A 19426-nucleotide genomic window follows, 5' to 3' on the forward strand; every position below is an offset into this window, starting at 1 on the left:
AATCCCGATGGGGTGTGGGCCGGATGCTGAAGGCATGTCTGAACGGCGGGCGCGGCCGGGAGGCCCATCCGGCCGTGCCGCTCACTCCGACGGAGTTGGCCGCCGACGCGGCCCGCTGCGCGGCACTCGGCGTCGCGGCCGTGCACGTCCATCCCAGGGACGCGGCCGGCGTCGAGTCACTGCGGCCGGCGGTGACCGCTGACGCGCTGACCGCGATCCGCGCCGCCCGGCCGGGGCTGCCGGTCGGGGTGAGCACCGGAGCCTGGATCGAGCCGGATCCGGCCGCCCGGGTCGCCGCCGTCCGGGCCTGGCCGGTGCTGCCCGACTTCGCCTCGGTCAACGCACACGAGCCCGGCGCCGAGGCGGTCGCCGCCGCCCTGCACGAGCGCGGTGTGCTCGTCGAGGCGGGGCTGTGGACGCTCGACGCGGTCGCGGCGTACCGGAGCTGGCGGGTGCCGGCCGGGCGGGTCCTCGTCGAGTGCATGGCCGAGGACGTGGCGGTCGCGCTGGTCGACGCATCCCGGATCCTCGCCGTGCTGCCGTCAGACGCACCGCCGGTGCTGCTGCACGCCGAGGGTCCGGCGACCTGGCCGGTCCTCGCCGAGGCGGTACGCCGGAGTCTGGGCGTGCGGATCGGGCTCGAGGACACCCTGCACCTGCCGGACGGCTCGCCCGCTGCGGACAACGCGGCGTTGGTGGCGGCAGCGGTGGCGGCCGGCGCCGGCTGACCGGAGTCGGGCCGGGTCTCGGGCCGGTGTCCTCAGTTAGACGGATGGGTCACACCCCGCTCGGTCGTCGGCCGTCGCCTGACAGCCGACTGGGCGCGGGCTGAGCAGGCCCGACACGTCCAGGGGGCAGTGCGCCTCGCGGAGTTTGTCCCCTCCTGTCCGACGCGACATCAGCACGCCGTGACGCTGTAACTTCTCTCCGTTCGGGGGGTTTGATCATGAGTCCTTGACCAGACCGCCCCTGGCGACCTAGCCTCGCCATACAGGCTCACATTGCCCGACCAGCGCAGGCTAAGCGCACAACATAGATCGCGTAACAGAACAGCATCACTTTGGCCGACTCCGCGGCCTTTGGCGGCAGTTCCGGACAGGCCGGTCCGGAACGCCGCGACAACTGCACCCGGTCGCCGACGTTGCCCGAGGGCACCGCCGGCGGAGAAAGCTAACCACGGCCAGCCGCTCCGGTCGGGCGTCCACAGCCGCAGGAGTGTGCCCCCGGCACAGTCGCTGCGGTCTCGACGTTCAGGGGAGGCGGCCATGGCGGGGCGGCGGCACAGGTTCACCAGCGGGCCCCACGGGGTCCCGGCATGAACGCCTTCGACATCGTGCTCCTCGCGGCCGTCCTGATCCTCGCCGTGGTGGTGGTCGGGGCCGTGCTGGTCGGCGTCCGGACGCTGCGCCGGATGGGTGCGGCACCGGCGCCGGAGGATCCCGCCTTCATCGCCGAGAAGGACCGCCAGGAGCAGTCGCTGGCCGCCCTGCGCACCGCGGCCGACAAGGCGAACAGCACGATCGACGTGGCGAAATCCGCAGCGGCCGCCGCCCGCGCTGAGGCGGCGGCGGCTACCGCCGAGGCGAAGGCCGCCCGGGCAGAGGCCCGCCGGGTGCTCGACGACGCCCGCGCCGAGGCGGACACTGTGCTGGAACGCGCGCACAAGCAGGCCGAGGCGGACGCCGAGCAGTTGCGCACCACCGCCCGGCGCAGCGGCGAGCGGGAGGTCGCGGTGCTCGCCGCCACCACCCGGGAGCAGGCCGCCGAGGTGGAGCGCCGGGCAGCCCGGATGGACGAGCGGGAGCGGCTGCACACCGAGGAGGTGGAGCGGTTCGCCGAGCGGGAGCGGCAGCTCACCGAGGCGAGGGCCGCGCTGGCGGCCCGGAAGTCCGCGCTCAGCCAGCGCGAGACCGACCTGGCCGAGGCGGAGGAGTTGCGCCGTCGGGAGCTGGAGCGGGTGGCCGGGCTCACCGCCGAGGCGGCCCGGCTGGAGCTGATCGAGGCCATCGAGACGCAGGCCAAGCGGGAGGCCGCGCTGTTGGTGCGGGACATCGAGTCCGACGCGCGCAGCACCGCCGAGCAGCGGGCCCGACACATCGTGGTGGACGCGATCCAGCGAGTGGCCAGTGAACAGACCGCGGAGAGCGTGGTCAGCGTCCTGCACCTGCCCGGCGACGAGATGAAGGGGCGGATCATCGGCCGGGAGGGCCGCAACATCCGCGCCTTCGAGTCGGTGACCGGGGTCAACCTGATCATCGACGACACCCCGGAGGCGGTGCTGCTGTCCTGCTTCGACCCGGTACGCCGGGAGGTCGGCCGGCTCACCCTGGAAAAGCTGGTGCTGGACGGGCGGATCCACCCGCACCGGATCGAGGAGGTCTACGACCTGGCCCGGCACGAGGTGGAGGAGCTCTGCCAGCGGGCCGCCGAGGACGCCCTGGTCGAGGTCGGCATCACCGAGATCCACCCGGAGCTGGTCACCCTGTTGGGTCGACTGCGCTACCGCACCTCGTACGGCCAGAACGTGCTCAAGCACCTGGTCGAGACCGCGCACATCGCCGGCATCATGGCCGCCGAGCTGCGGCTGGACGTGCCCATCATCAAGCGGTCGGCGTTCCTGCACGACATCGGCAAGGCGCTCACCCACGAGGTGGAGGGCAGTCACGCCATCATCGGCGCCGACCTGGCCCGCAAGTACGGCGAGCACGAGGACGTGGTGCACGCCATCGAGGCGCACCACAACGAGGTGCCGCCGCAGACCATCGAGGCCGTGCTCACCCAGGCCTCCGACGCCTGCTCCGGCGGGCGGCCGGGCGCGCGCCGGGAGAGCCTGGAGGCGTACGTCAAGCGGCTGGAGCGGATCGAGGAGATCGCCGCCAGCAAGCTCGGCGTGGACAAGGTCTTCGCCATGCAGGCCGGCCGGGAGATCCGAGTGATGGTCAAGCCGGACGACGTGGACGACATCGGGGCGGCCGTGCTGGCCCGGGACGTCGCCAAGCAGATCGAGGAGGAGCTGACCTATCCGGGTCAGATCCGGGTCACCGTGGTCCGCGAGTCCCGCGTCACCGAGATCGCCCGCTGAGTCAGACCGCCAGCCCTCACCGGGCGGACCGCCCGGGCGGACCGAGCGGCCGGGCGGACCTCCCGACCAAGCGCCCGGGCGGACCAAGCGGCCGGAGTCAGCGTTCCAGATCGCCGACGGGATGGCACGACCCTGGCATTGACCGAAGGGCCGCCCCGAATCATTCCGGGGCGGCCCTTCTTGGTCGGTGTGGCGTGGCTCAGATGCCGCCGCCCCCGCCGCCGCCTTCGGCCTGCGACATGAGCGCGGCCGGCGGCAGGTGGTCCGTCGCGATGCCTGCCGTCTTGCGGCCCCGGGAGAGCCGACGCTGGACGTACTGGGCCAGCTTCGACAGCGAGTAGTTCACCGCGATGAAGAGCACGGCGATCACGACGTACACCGGGATTGGGTTGCCCAGCACGCCGATGATCTGCTTGCCGATGTTCAGTGTTTCCTCGTAGCTGATGATGAAGCCCAGCGAGGTGTCCTTGAGCACCACGACCAGCTGGCTGATCAGCGCCGGCAGCATGATCCGGAAGGACTGCGGCAGCAGGATCATCCGGGTGATCTGCGCCGGGGAGAGCCCGATGGCGGCAGCGGCCTCCGCCTGACCGCCCGGCAGCCCCTCCATGCCGGAGCGGAGGATCTCGGCGATCACCACCGAGTTGTAGATGGTGAGGCCGATCACCAGGTACCAGAGGTTGTCGAAGTAGAGGCCGAACTCGGGGAAGCCGCGGGCCACGAAGAAGATGGTGAGCACCACGGGCAGGCCGCGGAACACCTCGACGCAGACCCGGGTGACCGCCGACAGCAGCGAGCTCAGCCCGCGCAGCAGGTACGCCACCGGCGTCGCCGCGCCGGTGAACCGGCGCCGGGTCAGGCTCTTGAGCTGGATCCGCAGTACGGCGAGCAGCGTGCCGACCACCAGCGAGGCCAGGATGGCCAGTGCCGCCGCGATCAGGGTGTTCTTGAAGCCGAGGCCGATCCGATCCCACACCTGCGAGAAGTTCTCGTTGGAGGGGTCGACCAGCGGGCCCCACAGCTCCATCGACAGCTGGCCCTTGTCGTCCAGCGGCAGGTAGATCAGGAAGTACGCCCCGATCAGCAGCACCACCGTGGCGACCAGGCTGCTGATGAGCGTGATCCGCCGCTGGCGGGGGCCGGGAACGTCGTAGAGGACGCTGGTCTGCCGGGTCATCGGGCCACCGCCTGTCGCTTCTCCAGCCGGTCCAGCAGGGCGCCGAGCGGCACAGTCATGATCAGGTATCCGATCGAGATGCCGATGGCGACGGGGATGAAGGCGTAGCCCTCGGCCGAGGTGAGCTGGTCGGCGGTCTGCGACAGGTCACCGACCACCCCGAAGAAGCCGACCAGCGCGGAGTTCTTGATCATCGCGATGATCACCGAGCCGAGCGGCACCACGGAGGCCTTCCAGGACTGCGGCAGCACCACGTGGCGCAGGTTCTGGCCGAAGGTGAGCCCGAGCGAGCGTGCCGCCTCGGCCTGCCCCGGCGGAACCGCGTTCACCCCGGAGCGCAGCGCCTCGCAGACGAACGCCGCGGTGTAGAGCACCAGAGCGATCAGGGCGAAGCGGAAGTACGGCAGGTCAGTGCCGAGCCGGTTGAACAGCGAGTCCAGGACGGGGATGCGCAGGAAGTCGGCGTTGGAGCCGAGCGCCGGCAGACCGAACGCGGCGAAGAACATCACCACGGTCAGCGGCATGTTGCGGAAGACGTTGACGTAAACCGTGCCGACCGCCCGCAGCGGCGGCACGGGGGAGATCCGCAGTACCGCCACGATGGCGCCCAGGATCAGGGCGCCGATCGCGGCGAGTACGCAGATCTGGAGGGTGAGCCAGAAACCACCCGCAAAGACGTCGAACTTGTCGATGAGCACGTTCACGGGTCGGTGTTCCTCCCCACCCTCCAGATCGAAGGATCAGATCAGTAGCGGTTGATGGTCGGAGCCGCGCCCAGTTCCGCGCCGAACTTGCCGGCGGTGTCGTCCCAGGCCTTCTTCCAGCTACCGTCGGCGACCGCCTTGTCCAGCGTGTCGTTGATGAAGCTGCGGAAGTCCGCGTCCTCCTTCTTCACACCGATGCCGTACGGCTCCTTGGTGAAGTTGGTGCCGGCCAGCTTGAAGGACGCCTCGTCCTTGGCGATGTAGCCGAGCAGGATCACGTTGTCCGTGGTGACGGCGTTGACCTGGCCACCCTTGAGGGCGTCGCGGCACTTGTCGTAGGTGTCGAAGAGCACCAGCTGGGTGCCGACGTCCTTGACGTACTGCTTGATCGTCTCGGCCGGGGTGGAGCCGGTGACCGAGCAGACCTTCTGGGTGCCGTCCTTGAACGAGTCCGGACCGGTGATGGTGGTGTCGTCCTTCTTGACCAGGATGTTCTGGCCGGCCTCGTAGTACGGGCCTGCGAAGGCGATCCGCTCCTTGCGCTTGTCGTTGATCGTGTACGTCGCCGCGACGAGGTCGACGTTGCCGTTGACGATGACGTCCTCACGGACCTTCGACGGCGTCTCGACGTACTCGATCTTGTCCTCGGGGATACCGAGCTCCTTGACGATGATCTTGGCGATCTCGACGTCGAAGCCCTCCGGCTTGCCCGACAGGCCCTTCTGGCCGAAGCCCGGCTGGTCGAACTTGGTGCCGATCTTGATCTTCTGCGCCTTGTTCAGCTTCTCCATGGTGCTGCCGGCCGCGAAGGACTTGCTGCCGGAACCGGCGTCCTCCCCGTCGTCACCGCCACAGGCGGTCAGGCCGAGCGCCAGAGCGGCGACCGCGGCGACCGCGGCAACGCGCTTGATACGCATACTCTTCTCCTTCTTCGACGGAGCCCACCGGTGTCCGGCGCGCCCCACTGCGGACACCTAGTGCGTGAGGATCTTGGAGAGGAAGTCCCGGGCGCGCTCACTGCGCGGGTTGGCGAAGAACTCCGCCGGCGGGGCGTCCTCGACCAGTTGGCCGTCGGCCATGAAGATGACCCGGTTCGCGGCGTGCCGGGCGAAGCCCATCTCGTGGGTGACCACGACCATCGTCATGCCGTCGCGGGCCAGCGAGGTCATCACGTCCAGCACCTCGCCGACCATCTCCGGGTCCAGCGCGCTGGTCGGCTCGTCGAAGAGCATCGCCTTGGGCTGCATGGCCAGCGCCCGGGCGATGGCCGCCCGCTGCTGCTGGCCGCCGGAGAGCTGGGCCGGGAACTTGTCCGCCTGGTTGGCGATGCCGACCCGGTCGAGCAGGGCCAGGCCGCGCTCGCGGGCTGCCGCCGGCTTCTCCTTGCGCACCTTGACCGGACCGAGGGTGACGTTCTCGAGGATGGTCTTGTGAGCGAAGAGGTTGAAGGACTGGAAGACCATGCCAACCTCGCTGCGCAGCTTGGCGAGGGCCTTACCCTCGGCCGGCAGTGGCTCGCCGTCGAAGGTGATGGTGCCTGAGTTGATCGGTTCCAGTCGGTTGATGGCGCGGCACAGCGTCGACTTGCCGGAGCCGGACGGGCCGATCACCACGACCACCTCGCCCCGACCCACCGACAGCGAGACGTCATCCAGCACGTGCAGCGGTCCGAACCATTTGTTGACCGCGTCCAGCACGATGAGCGGTTCGCCCGTCGTCACGTCGTCCACCGTCCCTGTCGTCTCCCGGATCGGGGTCGGTTGACCCCCGGTGCGGCCACTGTAGGCGGCGCTATGTGGCAGAACGCAACCTGGCGGGTCACGGAGCGGTAACACCGGTCACGATCGTCGTGCCGAGTCCGATTCCGGTCACTGTGCGGACTGCGGCGGTGGCATCGGCCGCGAGTAACCGAAATCATAGGGGGATGACCGAACCGGTACGGCTGACCCGTTACGCCCGCGGTGGCGGCTGCGCCTGCAAGATTCCCCCGGGCGAACTCGAGATCATGGTGGCGGGTCTCGGCCCGGCCACCGGCACCGCCGAGCTGCTGGTCGGTCTGGACCACGGCGACGACGCGGCGGTGGTCCGCCTGGACGAGCGGACCGGCCTGGTCACCACCGCCGACTTCTTCACACCGGTGGTCGACGACGCGTACGACTGGGGGCGGATCGCTGCCGCCAACGCGCTCTCCGACGTGTACGCCATGGGTGGCGTCCCGCTGGTCGCGCTCAACCTGCTCTGCTGGCCGCGCGACGTGCTGCCGCTGGAGCTGGCCCGCGAGGTGCTGCGCGGCGGCCAGGACGTGGCCCGGGAAGCCGGCTGTCACCTGGCCGGCGGGCACAGCGTGGACGACGACGGCCCGAAGTACGGCCTCGCGGTCACCGGCACGGTCCGGCCGGAGGAGCTGATCACCCTCGACGCCGGCCGGGCCGGGGTGCCGCTGTCGCTGACCAAGCCGCTCGGGGTGGGCGTGCTGAACACCCGGCACAAGAACACCGGCGAGAGCTTCCCGGAGGCGGTGGCCACGATGAGCGCGCTCAACCGTGATGCCGCCCGGGCGGCGGTCGCCGCCGGCATCCGTTGCGGCACCGACGTGACCGGATTCGGTCTGCTCGGGCATGCCTCGAAGCTGGCCCGGGCCAGCCGGCTCACGGTGGCGATCGACACCGCCCGGGTGCCCTACCTGGCCGGTGCGCGGGAGGCGCTGCGCGACGGGTACGTCAGCGGCGGCACCCGGCGCAACCTGGACTGGGTCACCCCGTGGACCGACTTCGGCGCCGCGGACGAGGGCGAACGGCTACTGCTGGCCGACGCGCAGACCTCGGGCGGCCTGCTGGTCGCCGGTGAGCTGCCGGGCGCGCCCGTGGTGGGTGAGTTGCTGCCCCGCAGCGAGCACCTGGTCGTCCTGCGCTGACCGGCCGGGCGGCCCCGCCGTCGGGGCCCGGAACACGCGGCGGCGGTGGTGCAGATGGCGCACCATACCCGATAAACTGTCACCTTCCGGCCACTCGAAGCAATGCTGCTCGGGGAAATTTTGCCCGGAATGGTCACAGACCGGTAACTTGCCCCCGGCTGAGGTCAAATGCCCCCCACCATCGTCAGTAAGGCCCGATCCGGAGGCCGGTGGGACGAACGCAGCGAGGAGGCGGAATGACCGAGCTGTGGAACTGGAGAATCGACCGGGTACGACCCGTGGAGGTCTACCCGGCGCTGGCCGAGGCGCTCGGTCGGGTGGTGATGCCGCTGGCGGTGGCCGACCCGGCCCGACTGCCGGCGTACGCGGTGGTCTGCGACGTCTGGCAGGCGCCGGGCGACTTCGCGACGATCGTGGACTGCTACGGGGTGCCCGAGCGGCTCTCCGAGCACGCCAGCATCGCCGCGCTGGCCCGGCTACTGGACCGCAACTGCCTGCTGCGCGACGACACGCTCGACGCCGGCCGACACCTGCTCGTCGCTCCGGACGGCACGGTCCGCCCGGTGCACTTCGACATCCGGGACACCGACGACGGCGAGGTGCTCAGCAGGCAGCGGCTCTGCACGCTGGCCGACCCGGGCTGCCGGGGCTGGTCGCAGTGCCACCGCTCGCGTTGGGCGCCGGACACGGTCGCTCCGGTGCTCGCCGCGGCCTGACCCTCCGGTCCGGTCCGGCCGGCTCCCGGTCACCGGGTGCCGCCCTGGCGATCAGCCGCGGCCGGAGGCGGTGGCCGGCTGGTCCGCGGCGGCCGGCCCGGCACCCCGCACCACAAGCTGGTCGAGCAGGGTGCGGGTGGCCTCGGTCACGGCGGCCACGGCGGCGTCGAACGCGGCGGCGTTGTGCGCGGCGGGCGCCCGGAAGCCCGAGATCTTGCGGACGTACTGCAACGCCGCCGCCTCGATGTCCGCCTCGGTCACCTGCGGGGTGAACGGCTCACGCAGCGTCTTGATGCTCCGGCACATATGACACTCCTCGTCTGTCGCTGTCGATACCCCGACTGCCACCGGTGGTGCCGGCGATTGTACCGACGGTGACACTGGGTCGATATTTGTCTATCCTGGTCACGGACCAGAGCCTTTCGAGCCATTGCCGCCGCTCGCGCTCCCGCGCCCCGGGCCCCCGGAGACTCATTGTGGACCATGCCCCCACCCGCCCATCCCGTCCCGCGCTCGCCGATCTGACGCGTTGCCTGCACACCCCGCTGGAGCGGATCGCCGTCGACCATGCCGACTTGGTCGCGACGGTCCGGCAGCGCGTCCTCGCCGGCGATTCGATGCCCTCGGGCACCGTTCCCGTCGCCGCCTTCAACTCGTCCATCTGATCGATGGTCTGCTGGTGTGGTTCGCCCGGGTCGGGCGGATCGTGCCGGCGGATCAGCCAGTTCGTGCTGAAGGTGCACAGCAGGTGTGACCTCAGCTGCGACCACTGCTACGTCTACCAGCACGCCGACCAGACCTGGCGTGGCCGGCCGGTCCGGATGCCACTGGCCACCGTCCGGGCCGCCGCGAAGCGGATCGCCGAGCACGCGCGCGACCACGGGCTGCCGGTGGTGCACGTGGTGCTGCACGGCGGCGAGCCGCTGTTGCTCGGTGCGGCCGGGCTGCGCGAGGTGCTGGTCGAGTTGCGGGCGGCGATCACTCCCTGGACCAAGCTCGACCTGCGCATGCAGACCAACGGCGTGCTGCTCGACGAGGAGCTGTGCGGCGTGCTGGTCGACCACGACGTGAAGGTCGGCGTGTCGTACGACGGCGACCGCGCCGCCAACGACCGGCACCGCGTGTTCGCCCACGGCGGCAGCAGTCACGACCACGTCCGGCGGGCTCTGGCCCTGCTCCGGCACCCGGCTCATCGCGCCAGCTACGCCGGCATCCTCTGCACCGTCGACGTCCGTAACGATCCCGACCGGGTCTACGAGGCACTGCTGGCCGAACACCCGCCCCGGGTCGACCTGTTGCTGCCGCACGCCACCTGGGATCACCCCCCGGCCCGCCCCGATGTCACGGCCACCCCGTACGCGGACTGGCTGGGGCGCATCTACCGGCGGTGGGTGGACGACGGGCGGCCCGTGTCGATCCGGCTGTTCGAGGCGCTGCGCCCGGGTGGAGGCGGCACCGAAGCGTTCGGCCTCGCCCCGGCCGATGTGCTCGTGGTCGAGGCGGACGGCACCTGGGAGCAGGTCGATTCGCTGAAGACCGCGTACCACGGCGCGGCCGGCACCGGATTCGACGTGTTCGGTCAGTCGGTGGACGAGGCCGCCCGGCACCCGGGGGTCGCCATTCGACAGGACGGTGTGGCCGGGCTCAGCGCCACCTGCCGGGCCTGCCCGGTCGTCGACCGGTGCGGCGGGGGCCTGTACGCCCACCGTTGGCGCACCGGTTCCGGCTTCGACAACCCCTCGGTGTACTGCGCCGATCTGCGCGGCCTGATCGACACGGTGGCCGCGTACCCGCCACCGGGCCACGCCGCCCACCCCGCGTCACCCGAGCGGGACGACTCGCCCGTCGACGAGCTGCTGGACGAGCTGGCGACCGGGCACGAGTCGGAGCAGACCCTGGATCTACTCGCCGCCACCCAGCTCTCCATCACCCGGGCGCTGCTGGCGGCGTGGCGGGAGAAGACCGGCCGCACCGCCGCCTGGGAGCTGCTCGCGCACCTCGACGGCACGGCACCGGACGCGGTCCGGGCGGTCCTCACGCACTCCTTCGTCCGCCCGTGGCTGGCGCACTGCCTCGGCCCATCGGCCCGGTCCGGGCTCGCCCGGGCGGTTGACCCGCTACCGGCCCTCGCCATTGCCGCCGCCCTCCGGGCGGGCGTCCCGACCGCGCTGAGCATCCCGGTGCCGGCCGGCACGATCACGCTGCCCACGCTCGGCAGCCTGGTGTTGCCGAGCGGTAGCGGCGAGAGCGCCGAGGTGACCGTCCTCCCGGGCGAGTTCCGGGTCCGAGTCGGGCCGGCGGAGCAGGTGGTGTCCCTCGATCCGGCTGGGCCGCCGTCGGCCGGCTGGCGACCCACGCGCGGCGTGCCGGTGCCCGGTCGTCACCTGTTCGTCGAGGACGGCGACCCGTACCGGGACTGCTACGGCCAGCCCGTCGCGCCCCGCCTGGACGACGCGGCGGCGCGTGCGTTGGGCCGTACCCTGGCCGACGCCTGGCGCGTCGTGCACCGCGACGTGTCGGCCCACGCGGCCGCGCTCGACGCCGGTCTGCGCGCCGTCGTGCCGCTGGCCCCCGACCCGGCGAGACCGCTGCGGAGCGCCACCGCCCGGGACGCGTTCGGTGCGATCGCCGTCACCCCCATCCCGGACCCGGAGACGATGGCAGTGCTGCTCGTGCACGAGTGGCAGCACGCGAAGCTCGGTGCGGTGCTCGACCTGTACGACCTCGTCGAGCCGAGCTCGGCCACCCGGATCCGGGTGCCCTGGCGCCCCGATCCCCGGCCGCCGGAGGGGGTGCTCCAGGGGGTGTACGCCCACCTGGCGGTCACCCAGGTGTGGCGGTCCCGGGCGGACGCCGACCGGCCCGGCCACCGGGACGCGCCCGCGCACGCAGCCCGTTACCTGTCGTGGACCCGCAACGGCGCCGACGCGCTGCTGGCCAGCCGCACGCTCACCCCGGCGGGGGAGCGGTTCGTCGGCCGGATCCGGCACGCCCTGGAGGAGACCCGTGTCGGGCCCGGATGAGGCGCGCGAGCCGCCCGCGCTGGGCCGCCCCCGCCTCGCCGCGGACCTGCGGGCGTTGGGCGTCCGTCTGGGTGCGTGCCTCCTGGTGCACTGTGGCCTCCGGCGGGTGGGTCCGCTGGAGCGCGGCCCCGCGACACTCGCCGGTGCGCTGCGCGACGTCCTCGGCCCGGCCGGCACGCTGCTGGTCCCCACCCAGACCGCCGGCAACTCGACCACCTCCCGGACCTACCTGGCGGCCACCGCCGGCATGGACGCGGCGCAGCTCGCCCGGTACGAGGCGGCCCTGCCGGGCTGGGACGGCCGGACCACCCCCTCACAACGGATGGGGGCGCTCGCCGAGTTCGTCCGGTGTGCCCCCGGTGCGGTGCGCAGCGATCATCCGCAGACCTCGTTCGCCGCGCTCGGTCCCCGAGCGCGGCAGCTCACCGACCGCCACGACCTCGACTGCCACCTGGGCGAACGCTCACCGGTGGGTGCAATGTGCGCGGCGGACGGGCAGATCCTCCTGCTCGGCGTCGGCTACGAGGCGTGCAGCGCGCTGCACCTGGCCGAGTACCGGCTGCCGGTGCCGCCGCCGGAGCGGGACTACCGCTGTTTTCGGCTCGTCGACGGGCGTCGGGTCCGCCTCGACTTCCGCGCCCTCGACCTGGACGACAGCGACTTTCCGACAGTGGGGGCCGCGCTCGACGGCGAGCCGTTCGTCCGGCACGGTCGGGTCGGCCGGGCGAGCGCGCGACTGCTGCCGCTGCGCGCCACTGTGGACTTCGCGGTCGGTTGGTTCGCCGCGAACCGCTTGGCGGCCAGGCATTGACGTGGGGACTACTCTGATGGTCCGGCCGCGTGGGGAGGGCGGAGGGACTGCAGTGAGCACAGTGGACCCGCACTCCGGCACGCGCGCCCCACTGTTCTTCCTCAGCTACTCACGGTCGCCGGTCCGCCGGGCCACCGGCAACCCCGCCGAGTACGTCTCCCGTTTCTACGAGGACCTGTCGGTTCACGTCAGCGAACTGGTCGGCCCGGTGACCGGAGTCGACCCCGGCTTCATGGACAGCTCCATCGCGGGTGGCGAACGCTGGAGCCCGGAGCTGCTCGAGGCCGCCGGCACCTGCCAGGTCTTCGTTCCGCTGGTGTCCAGCGCGCTGCTCGGCAGCGACTGGTGTGGCCGGGAGTGGGATGCCTTCTCCCGCAGGCGGATCGTCCGGCGGCCCGGCGCCGCCTCGGCGCACGAGACGGCGATCGTGCCGGTCACCTGGTCGCCGACGAACGGCACGCCACTGCCCCGGGTACTCCGCGACATCCAACGGTTCACCCCGACCGCGATGCCGGATCCGGACATCGCGGTGCACTACCAGCGGGATGGGGTCTACGGATTGCTCACCATGCAGTGGGAGAACGCCTACCGGGCGGTGGTCTGGCGGCTCGCCCAACGGATCGTGGCCATCCACCGGTCGTACCTGGTGGAGCCATGGGTGCCGGCGAGCGTGGACGACCTGTGCAACCGGTTCGCCGAGGAACCGGGATGAGCCCGCCGACGGGCCGACGCCGGGCGGCGGCCCGGGGGACGTACTTCTTCCTCAGCTATGCCCACTCCGCGCCGCCGCAGGGCGCGCGGGCCGACTCCGACGTCTGGGTCGGCCAGTTCTTCGACGACCTGACCGCGGAGGTGACCCGCCAGGCGCGGCCGGTGGCGGGGTTGCGGATCGGGTTCTTTGACCAGCACATTCCGTTGGGCGCCGATTGGAAGGCGGCCCTCGCGGAGGCGCTCGGTGACGCGGAGGTCTTCGTCCCGCTCTACTCGCCCGGTTACTTCAGCCGCCCGTGGGCGCTGGGAGAACAGGAATCGTTCCGGGCCCGGCTGGCCGCTGCCGGGCAGGCCCGGACCGCCGCCGGCCACCTCACCCCGGTGCTGTGGATCCCCTTCCCGCCCTGGGAGACCCACCCGGAGCTGGACGGCGCCCTGGACCTGGGCCGGGACATCCCGGAGTACGCCGAGAACGGCCTGCGCGCGCTCTGCATGCTGGCCTCCTACCGGGCACAGTACGAACTCCTGCTGAGCCGGTTGGCCGCCCGGATCGTGCACACCGCCGAGCGGCAGCCGCTGGGCCCGTCCCGGGCGCCCGGCCTGGACGAGGTCACCCGCCCGGCACCGACCGACCCGGACTTCGTCGTCGCCGTCCTGGCCCCCACCCGGGACCACCTGCCGGCCGACCGTGATCCCGCCGGCTACGCCGCCAGCGGCCGGCTCTGGCGGCCGTACGGCAGCCGTCAGGAGCTGCCCGCCGCCGAGTACGCGGCCAGCACGGCCGAGCGGCTCGGGCTGTCGGCCCGCACGGCGGACTTCGCGCAGGCCGCCGGGCTGCTCGACCGCCGACCGGCCGTGCTGTTGGTCGACCCGTGGATCGTGGCGGCGCCGGACGCGCCCGGCACCCTCGAAGGCCTGCTGCACGGCCTGCGGGAGTGGGTCGTCCCGCTCGTGGTCACCGACGACGACGATCCGCAGGACGCCTCCCGATGGGCCACCGAGGTGACGGAGCTGCTGCACGACGCCGGCCTGCCCCAGGTGAAGCAGGCGTGCACCATGCGGGAGTTCGTCGACCTGATGCCGGCGCTGGTGACCGAGGCCCGCCGCCAGTTCCTCAAGTACGCCCCGGTCGTCGCCTTCCCCCCGCCGCCGGAGCCGGTGCCGAGCCTGCGCGACGTGCCGCCCGGCCCTGGCCCGGCGAATCCGCCCGACCTTGCGTCCCCGCCCGATGATCCGGCGACACCGCGTCCCCACGGAGAGAACCGATGAGCAACGATCGCGAAGGCCAGGTCGTCACCTTCTACTCGTTCAAGGGTGGGACGGGCCGGACGATGGCGCTGGCGAATGTGGCCTGGATCCTGGCGGCCAGTGGACGGCGGGTGCTGGTCGCGGACTGGGACCTCGAGTCACCCGGCCTGCACCGCTTCTTTCACCCCTTTCTCGACGCCGAGGCCATCCAGGGCACCAGCGGCGTCATCGACCTGATCCGCGACTACGAGTGGGAGACCACCCGGACCGACGACCGCCCCGAGCGGTGGATGGAGCAGTACGCCCGCGTCGGCCGCCACGCGTTCTCGCTGCGCTGGAACTTTCCGGACGGCGGCGGGCTCGACTTCCTCTCCGCCGGCCGCCAGAACAGCGACTACGCCGTCTCGGTGAGCGGGCTGGACTGGGACAACTTCTACAACCGGCTGGGCGGGGCGCAGTTCTTCGAGGCGCTGCGGGCGGACATGAAGCGGCAGTACGACTTCACGCTGATTGACAGCCGGACGGGGCTGAGTGACGTCGCCGACATCTGCACCCTGCACCTGCCGGACACCCTGGTCGACTGTTTCACCCTCAGCGACCAGGGCATCGACGGCGCGGCCCGGGTCGCGCACTCGGTGCGGGACCGCTATCGGCGGCGGGACATCCGGGTCCTGCCGGTGCCGATGCGGGTGGACCAGGCCGAGAAGGAGCGCGCCGAGGCGGGCCGCCTGTTGGCCATGCGCCGGTTCGGGGGGCTACCGGCCGGCATGACGGAGGCCGAGCGGCGGCGGTACTGGGCGGCGGTGGAGGTCCCGTACCGGCCGTTCTACGCGTACGAGGAGACGCTGGCGACGTTCGGCGACCCGCCCGGCTCCCCGACGTCGCTGCTGGCCGCGTTCGAGACGTTGACCGGGATCCTCACCGAGGGAGCGGTGACCTCGCTGCCGGTCATGGACGAGTCGGTGCGGGAACGGGGCAAGGCCCGCTTCCGCCGGCGTACCGAGGCGATCGACGACCAGATCGTGCTCCGCTGCGCCCCGGAGGACGCCATCTGGGCCGAGTGGCTGGAGCGGGTGCTCAGCTCGGCCGGGATGCGGGTGGTGGACCCCGGGTCCGCCGTCGGGTCCGCCGGTACGCCCGCCCCGCGCACGCTGACGGTGGTGTCGCCGGCCTACGTGGCGACACCGTCCGGTGGCCTGCCGGCCCGCGACACCAGCACCGGCTCCACGGCCCTCGCCGTGTACGTCTCCGACCTGCGCCCGCTGGCGGAGTTCCCGGCCCAGAGCTCGACCAACCTGGTCAACGTGAGCGCCGCGACGGCCGTGGAGCGGGTGTTGCGGCTGGTCGGCCGACCGGTGCCGTCGCCAGCGGACGGTCCGGCGGGCGGGGGTGCCCGCTATCCCGGCGCCGAGCCGTTGATCTTCAATGCGCCCAACCGGAACGCGCGGTTCACCGGCCGCGAGGACGACCTGGCGCAACTGCGCGCCCAGTTGCAGAGCGGCGGCAGCGCGGTGGTGCTGCCGGTCGCTCTGCAGGGCATGGGCGGCGTCGGCAAGACGCAGGTCGCCCTGGAGTACGTGCACCGGTTCAAGGCCGCCTACGACGTGGTCTGGTGGATCGTCGCGGACCCGCCGCAGTTCGTCGACACCGCCCTGGCCGACCTCGCCACCCGGCTCGGCATCACCGCCGGGCCCACCACGCCCGACACCGTCCGGTCGGTGCTGCAGGTGTTGGGCCGGGGCGAACCGTACGAGCGGTGGCTCGTCGTGCTCGACAACGCCGAGGAACTCGACCAGATCGAACCGTTCCTGCCACAGGGGCCCGGGCACGTCCTGCTGACCTCCCGCAACCGCGCCTGGGGTGATCGGGCGAACCCGATCCAGGTCGATGTCTTCGACCGGACGGAGAGCGTCGCTCACCTCGCCCAGCGGGTGCCCACGATCAGCGGAGAGGAGGCCGACCGGGTGGCCGATGCGCTCGGCGACCTGCCGATCGCGGTGGCCGCCGCGGGCGCGTGGCTCGCCGACACCGGCACGTCGGTCGCCGACTACCTGCGGCAGATCGAGCGGCACGGCCCCAGCGCGCTCTCCGTGGAGGCCACCTGGGACCTGTCGTTGAACCGGCTGCACGATCAGGCGCCCGCCGCGTACCGGCTGTTGCAGCTCTGCTCGGTGCTGGCCCCGGAGATCGCCCTCGACCTGATCTACAGCGACGAGATGGCGGCGGCCCTCGTGCCGTTCGACCCGTCGGTGTCGGAACGGCTCGTGCGCGGCGCGCTGATCCAGCAGATCAACCGGCTGGCGCTGCTCAAACTCGACGTCCAGGGCGGTCGGGTCCAGGTGCACCGGTTGTTGCAGGCGGTAGTGCGGGACCGGATGACCGACGACGAGATCGTCACCGTTCGGCACCAGGTGCACCTGGTGCTGGCCGCGTCCCGACCGCGCGGGGACGTGGACGATCCGACCACCTGGCCCCGGCTGCGCATGCTCTGGCCACACCTGGAGGTCTCCGACGCGGTGTCCTGCCCCGACGAGTCGGTGTGTCAACTGCTGATCGATCGGGTCCGCTACCTGTGGCAGCGCGGCGGCCTGGAGCAGGCCAACGGGTTCAGCGAGCAGGTGGACGAAACCTGGTCCGCGCGGCTGGAGGGCCTGGACGACGAGGGTGAGGCCACGGCGCTGGGTCGCCAGTTGCTGTACCTGCGGTTCAACCGGGCGAACATCCTGCGCAGCCTGGGCCGGTTCGACGAGTCCCGGGACCTGGACGAGGCGGTGCTGGCCGAGCAGCGCCGGCTCCTGGGCCCGTTGCACCCGCACAGTCTGATGACCGCCGGCAGTCTCGCCGGTGACCTGCGGGCACTCGGCCGGTACGCCGAGGCGCTGGAACGGGACCGGTCCACGTACGCCTCCTGGCTCCAGGTGTTCGGCGAGGACCATCCCCGGACGTTGAGCGCGGCCAACAACCTCGCTGTCTCGTACCGGCTGGTCGGCGACTACCGGTCGGCCCGCCGATGGGACGACGAGGTGCACCAGCGGCGGCGGCTGGTGCTTGGCCCCACCAACCCGTACACCCTGGTCTCCGCCGTCCGACTGGGCAGCGACCTGCGCGAGGCCGGCGAGTACGAGAGGTCGGCCATCCTGCTGCGCACGGTGTACGACGCGTACTGCGAGGTGCTGGGGCCCGACGATGGCCTCTCTCTCGGTGCCCAGGTCAACCTGGCGGTGTCGCTGCGCAGTACCGGTCGGGCGGGCGAGGCCGCACCCTTGTTCGAGGCGGCCTACCGGAAGCTCGACGAACGCTTCGGGCCGGACAACCCGGACACGGTGTCGTGCCGGGCGAGCCGGGCGGCGAACCTGCTGGCCGTCGGCGACGCGGCCCGGGCGCTCACCGAGATGACCGCGGTCAGCCAGGCGTACGAGGAGGATCTGCGCCTCGGCCCCACGCACCCGCACACCCTGGCGACGTTGAGCAACATCTCCGCCGCCGAACGTGCGGTCGGCCGCCGGTCGGAGGCCCGCGTGTCGGCCGCGCGGGCGGCCGGCGAGCTGCGCAAGGTGCTCGGCCCGGATCACCCGCACACCCTGGCGGCGGAGGTGAACCAGGCGGTGTGCCTCGCCGAGGAGGGTGAGTGGGTGCCGGCGCGGGAGCGGCTGCGGGAGACCGCCGACCGGCTGTCCGAGGTGATCGGCGCGGCTCACCCCGACACGCTTCGCTGCCTCGGTGATCTCGCCCTGGTGTCGAGACACGCTGGTGACGGCGCTCCCGCCGAGGCCGTGGCCGCGGTGGCCGACCGGCTGGCCGAGGTGATCGGCCAGGAGCATCCGACCGTGCAGACCCTGCGTGAGCGGCGGTTCGTGGTCCGGGTGATCGACCCGCACTCGTTCTGACCGAGGGCAGGTGGCGGCTCGGCGGCCGGTCCGGTCGTCCGGGCCGTCGCCGTGCTGCGGCTCGGGCTCAGAGCTGCGGGCTGGCCGCGAGTTCCGGTGTGGTCAGCCAGGCCAGGGTCTGCGGCAGGATCTCCACCGCGCCGAAGTGCGCGGCCCCGGCCTGCACCTGGACCTCGGCGTGCGGGATCCGTGAGGCGAGCCACCAGGAGTGCTCGACCGGGGAGAAGCGGTCCTGCTCGCCGTGCCACAGCCGCACCGGCGCGCGGATGGCGCCGAGGTCGAACCCCCAGCCCCGCCGCATCGCCAGGACGTCGTCGATCCAACCCTCGGGGCCGTGCCGCAGCGCTTCGGCGTACATGTCGGTCAGCAGCCGGCGGATCGCGACGTCGTCGACCACCCGGATGTCCGCCTCGGGCAACTGAGGGCGGAGGAATTCCAGCAGCGTCATCGGGTCCCGCCGGGTTTGTTCCGCGCGGACCTTCAGGTTGAGCGTGAGTTCGGCCAGGTCCTCATCGGCCTGCCCGTAGTCCTCGACGTTGGTCTCGGACATGCCGGCGTACCAGTCCAGGTCGGGTGCGCCGGCCGGGGCGAGCCCCACCAGCACGGCGGCCCGGGTGACCCGGTCCGGCAGCAGCGCGGCGCAGGCCAGGGCGTGCGGCCCGCCGCCGGAGCGGCCCACCACCGCGAACCGCTCGATGCCGAGGTCGTCGGCGATCGCCGCCACGTCGGCCGCCGCGTCGGCCACCCGTCGACCCTCGTGCCGGCTGGAGTCGCCGTAACCGGGCCGGTCGTAGCAGACGAGTTGGATGCCGAGGCGGTAGAGGACGATGCCGCGAGGGCGGGGACCGCTGCGGCTGCCCGGTGTGCCGTGCAGCAGGAAGACCGCGGGCCCGTCCGGCGAGCCGGAGGTCTCCACCGCGAGGCGGCGGCCGTCCGGAGTGGCGACGGAGTGCTGTGCCGCATGTTGTCGCGTCACGGTTGCCTCCCGCGGGTCGTCATGTGGTCCCCCGAGTACGGAGCCGCGCATCGGCGGCACCGAGTGCAAAGCCCCCGAAATCGCCCAGACATATTCTTGTTGTGCAGCGTACTGCCCGCCGTGAGCCCCCGCCATGGGCCACCGGGTCAATGCCGGTCGGCTGGGCCTGCCGACCGG

16 protein-coding genes are annotated in these 19426 nt (G+C 72.1%); 10 read left to right on the plus strand and 6 right to left on the minus strand.

Features of this window, described 5'->3' with window-relative positions; all coding sequences use genetic code 11:
• Positions 1–23 precede the first annotated feature (23 nt).
• Both ABZV00_RS19975 and rny read left to right on the plus strand, forming a co-directional pair.
• Positions 24–728 carry a 3-keto-5-aminohexanoate cleavage protein gene (locus tag ABZV00_RS19975; protein ID WP_355608277.1) on the plus strand — a complete coding sequence of 235 codons (705 nt, stop codon included), beginning with the start codon at positions 24–26 and terminating at the stop codon, positions 726–728.
• 587 nt (positions 729–1315) lie between these two features.
• Complete coding sequence (gene rny, locus ABZV00_RS19980; protein ID WP_328424761.1) at positions 1316–3082, plus strand: ribonuclease Y; 1767 nt, start codon at positions 1316–1318, stop codon at positions 3080–3082.
• A 199-nt stretch (positions 3083–3281) separates the two neighbouring features.
• On the opposite strand, the gene ABZV00_RS19985 is transcribed toward rny, so the two are convergent.
• The 4 genes from ABZV00_RS19985 to ABZV00_RS20000 are packed head-to-tail and all read right to left on the minus strand — an operon-like array spanning position 3282 to position 6693.
• Positions 3282–4259: an amino acid ABC transporter permease gene (locus tag ABZV00_RS19985; protein ID WP_355608280.1), complete on the minus strand. Its 978-nt coding sequence runs from the start codon at positions 4257–4259 to the stop codon at positions 3282–3284.
• Complete coding sequence (locus tag ABZV00_RS19990; RefSeq protein ID WP_328424765.1) at positions 4256–4963, minus strand: amino acid ABC transporter permease; 708 nt, start codon at positions 4961–4963, stop codon at positions 4256–4258. The genes ABZV00_RS19985 and ABZV00_RS19990 overlap by 4 nt, the downstream gene beginning before the upstream one ends.
• A 41-nt stretch (positions 4964–5004) precedes the next feature.
• Complete coding sequence (locus ABZV00_RS19995) at positions 5005–5880, minus strand: glutamate ABC transporter substrate-binding protein (protein WP_355608283.1); 876 nt, start codon at positions 5878–5880, stop codon at positions 5005–5007.
• Between the two features lie 57 nt (positions 5881–5937).
• Positions 5938–6693 carry an amino acid ABC transporter ATP-binding protein gene (locus ABZV00_RS20000; RefSeq protein WP_328424769.1) on the minus strand — a complete coding sequence of 252 codons (756 nt, stop codon included), beginning with the start codon at positions 6691–6693 and terminating at the stop codon, positions 5938–5940.
• A 194-nt stretch (positions 6694–6887) separates the two neighbouring features.
• Between ABZV00_RS20000 and selD the strand changes: the two genes are divergently transcribed.
• Entirely contained in the window at positions 6888–7877 is a 990-nt protein-coding gene (gene selD, locus ABZV00_RS20005; RefSeq protein WP_355608287.1) for a selenide, water dikinase SelD, read from the plus strand.
• Between the two features lie 236 nt (positions 7878–8113).
• Positions 8114–8593: a hypothetical protein gene (locus tag ABZV00_RS20010; protein ID WP_328424773.1), complete on the plus strand. Its 480-nt coding sequence runs from the start codon at positions 8114–8116 to the stop codon at positions 8591–8593.
• A 51-nt stretch (positions 8594–8644) separates the two neighbouring features.
• Here ABZV00_RS20010 and ABZV00_RS20015 read toward each other — a convergent pair whose 3' ends face one another.
• Positions 8645–8899 (minus strand): DUF2277 family protein, encoded by a 255-nt coding sequence (locus ABZV00_RS20015; protein ID WP_328424775.1) that lies wholly within the window; start codon positions 8897–8899, stop codon positions 8645–8647.
• 170 nt (positions 8900–9069) lie between these two features.
• Between ABZV00_RS20015 and ABZV00_RS20020 the strand changes: the two genes are divergently transcribed.
• The 6 genes from ABZV00_RS20020 (at position 9070) to fxsT (ending at position 18273) form a co-directional block, all read left to right on the plus strand.
• Positions 9070–9258 carry a hypothetical protein gene (locus ABZV00_RS20020; protein WP_328424777.1) on the plus strand — a complete coding sequence of 63 codons (189 nt, stop codon included), beginning with the start codon at positions 9070–9072 and terminating at the stop codon, positions 9256–9258.
• A gap of 63 nt (positions 9259–9321) precedes the next feature.
• Positions 9322–11616 carry an FxsB family cyclophane-forming radical SAM/SPASM peptide maturase gene (locus ABZV00_RS20025; RefSeq protein ID WP_355608292.1) on the plus strand — a complete coding sequence of 765 codons (2295 nt, stop codon included), beginning with the start codon at positions 9322–9324 and terminating at the stop codon, positions 11614–11616.
• Positions 11600–12427: an AAC(3) family N-acetyltransferase gene (locus tag ABZV00_RS20030; RefSeq protein WP_355608294.1), complete on the plus strand. Its 828-nt coding sequence runs from the start codon at positions 11600–11602 to the stop codon at positions 12425–12427. Before ABZV00_RS20025 ends, ABZV00_RS20030 begins: the two co-directional genes overlap by 17 nt.
• Before the next feature lie 52 nt (positions 12428–12479).
• Positions 12480–13139: a TIR-like protein FxsC gene (locus ABZV00_RS20035; protein ID WP_328424783.1), complete on the plus strand. Its 660-nt coding sequence runs from the start codon at positions 12480–12482 to the stop codon at positions 13137–13139.
• A complete protein-coding gene (locus tag ABZV00_RS20040) occupies positions 13136–14407 on the plus strand; it encodes a TIR-like protein FxsC (RefSeq protein WP_355608297.1) in 1272 nt (423 codons plus the stop codon). The genes ABZV00_RS20035 and ABZV00_RS20040 overlap by 4 nt, the downstream gene beginning before the upstream one ends.
• A complete protein-coding gene (gene fxsT, locus ABZV00_RS20045; RefSeq protein ID WP_355608300.1) occupies positions 14404–18273 on the plus strand; it encodes an FxSxx-COOH system tetratricopeptide repeat protein in 3870 nt (1289 codons plus the stop codon). The genes ABZV00_RS20040 and fxsT overlap by 4 nt, the downstream gene beginning before the upstream one ends.
• Before the next feature lie 67 nt (positions 18274–18340).
• Here fxsT and ABZV00_RS20050 read toward each other — a convergent pair whose 3' ends face one another.
• Entirely contained in the window at positions 18341–19249 is a 909-nt protein-coding gene (locus tag ABZV00_RS20050) for an alpha/beta hydrolase (RefSeq protein WP_355608302.1), read from the minus strand.
• Between the last annotated feature and the right edge of the window lie 177 nt (positions 19250–19426).

It is taken from the genome of Micromonospora sp. NPDC005173 (genome assembly GCF_040608515.1).
GTDB lineage: Bacteria > Actinomycetota > Actinomycetes > Mycobacteriales > Micromonosporaceae > Micromonospora.

Coding starts and splice junctions, on each gene's coding strand:
- selD (WP_355608287.1), top strand. CDS start 6,888: ATGACCGAACCGGTACGGCTGACCCGTTACGCCCGCGGTGGCGGCTGC.
- ABZV00_RS20010 (WP_328424773.1), top strand. CDS start 8,114: ATGACCGAGCTGTGGAACTGGAGAATCGACCGGGTACGACCCGTGGAG.
- ABZV00_RS19985 (WP_355608280.1), bottom strand. CDS start 4,259: ATGACCCGGCAGACCAGCGTCCTCTACGACGTTCCCGGCCCCCGCCAG.
- rny (WP_328424761.1), top strand. CDS start 1,316: ATGAACGCCTTCGACATCGTGCTCCTCGCGGCCGTCCTGATCCTCGCC.
- ABZV00_RS20015 (WP_328424775.1), bottom strand. CDS start 8,899: ATGTGCCGGAGCATCAAGACGCTGCGTGAGCCGTTCACCCCGCAGGTG.
- ABZV00_RS19995 (WP_355608283.1), bottom strand. CDS start 5,880: ATGCGTATCAAGCGCGTTGCCGCGGTCGCCGCGGTCGCCGCTCTGGCG.
- fxsT (WP_355608300.1), top strand. CDS start 14,404: ATGAGCAACGATCGCGAAGGCCAGGTCGTCACCTTCTACTCGTTCAAG.
- ABZV00_RS19975 (WP_355608277.1), top strand. CDS start 24: ATGCTGAAGGCATGTCTGAACGGCGGGCGCGGCCGGGAGGCCCATCCG.
- ABZV00_RS20040 (WP_355608297.1), top strand. CDS start 13,136: ATGAGCCCGCCGACGGGCCGACGCCGGGCGGCGGCCCGGGGGACGTAC.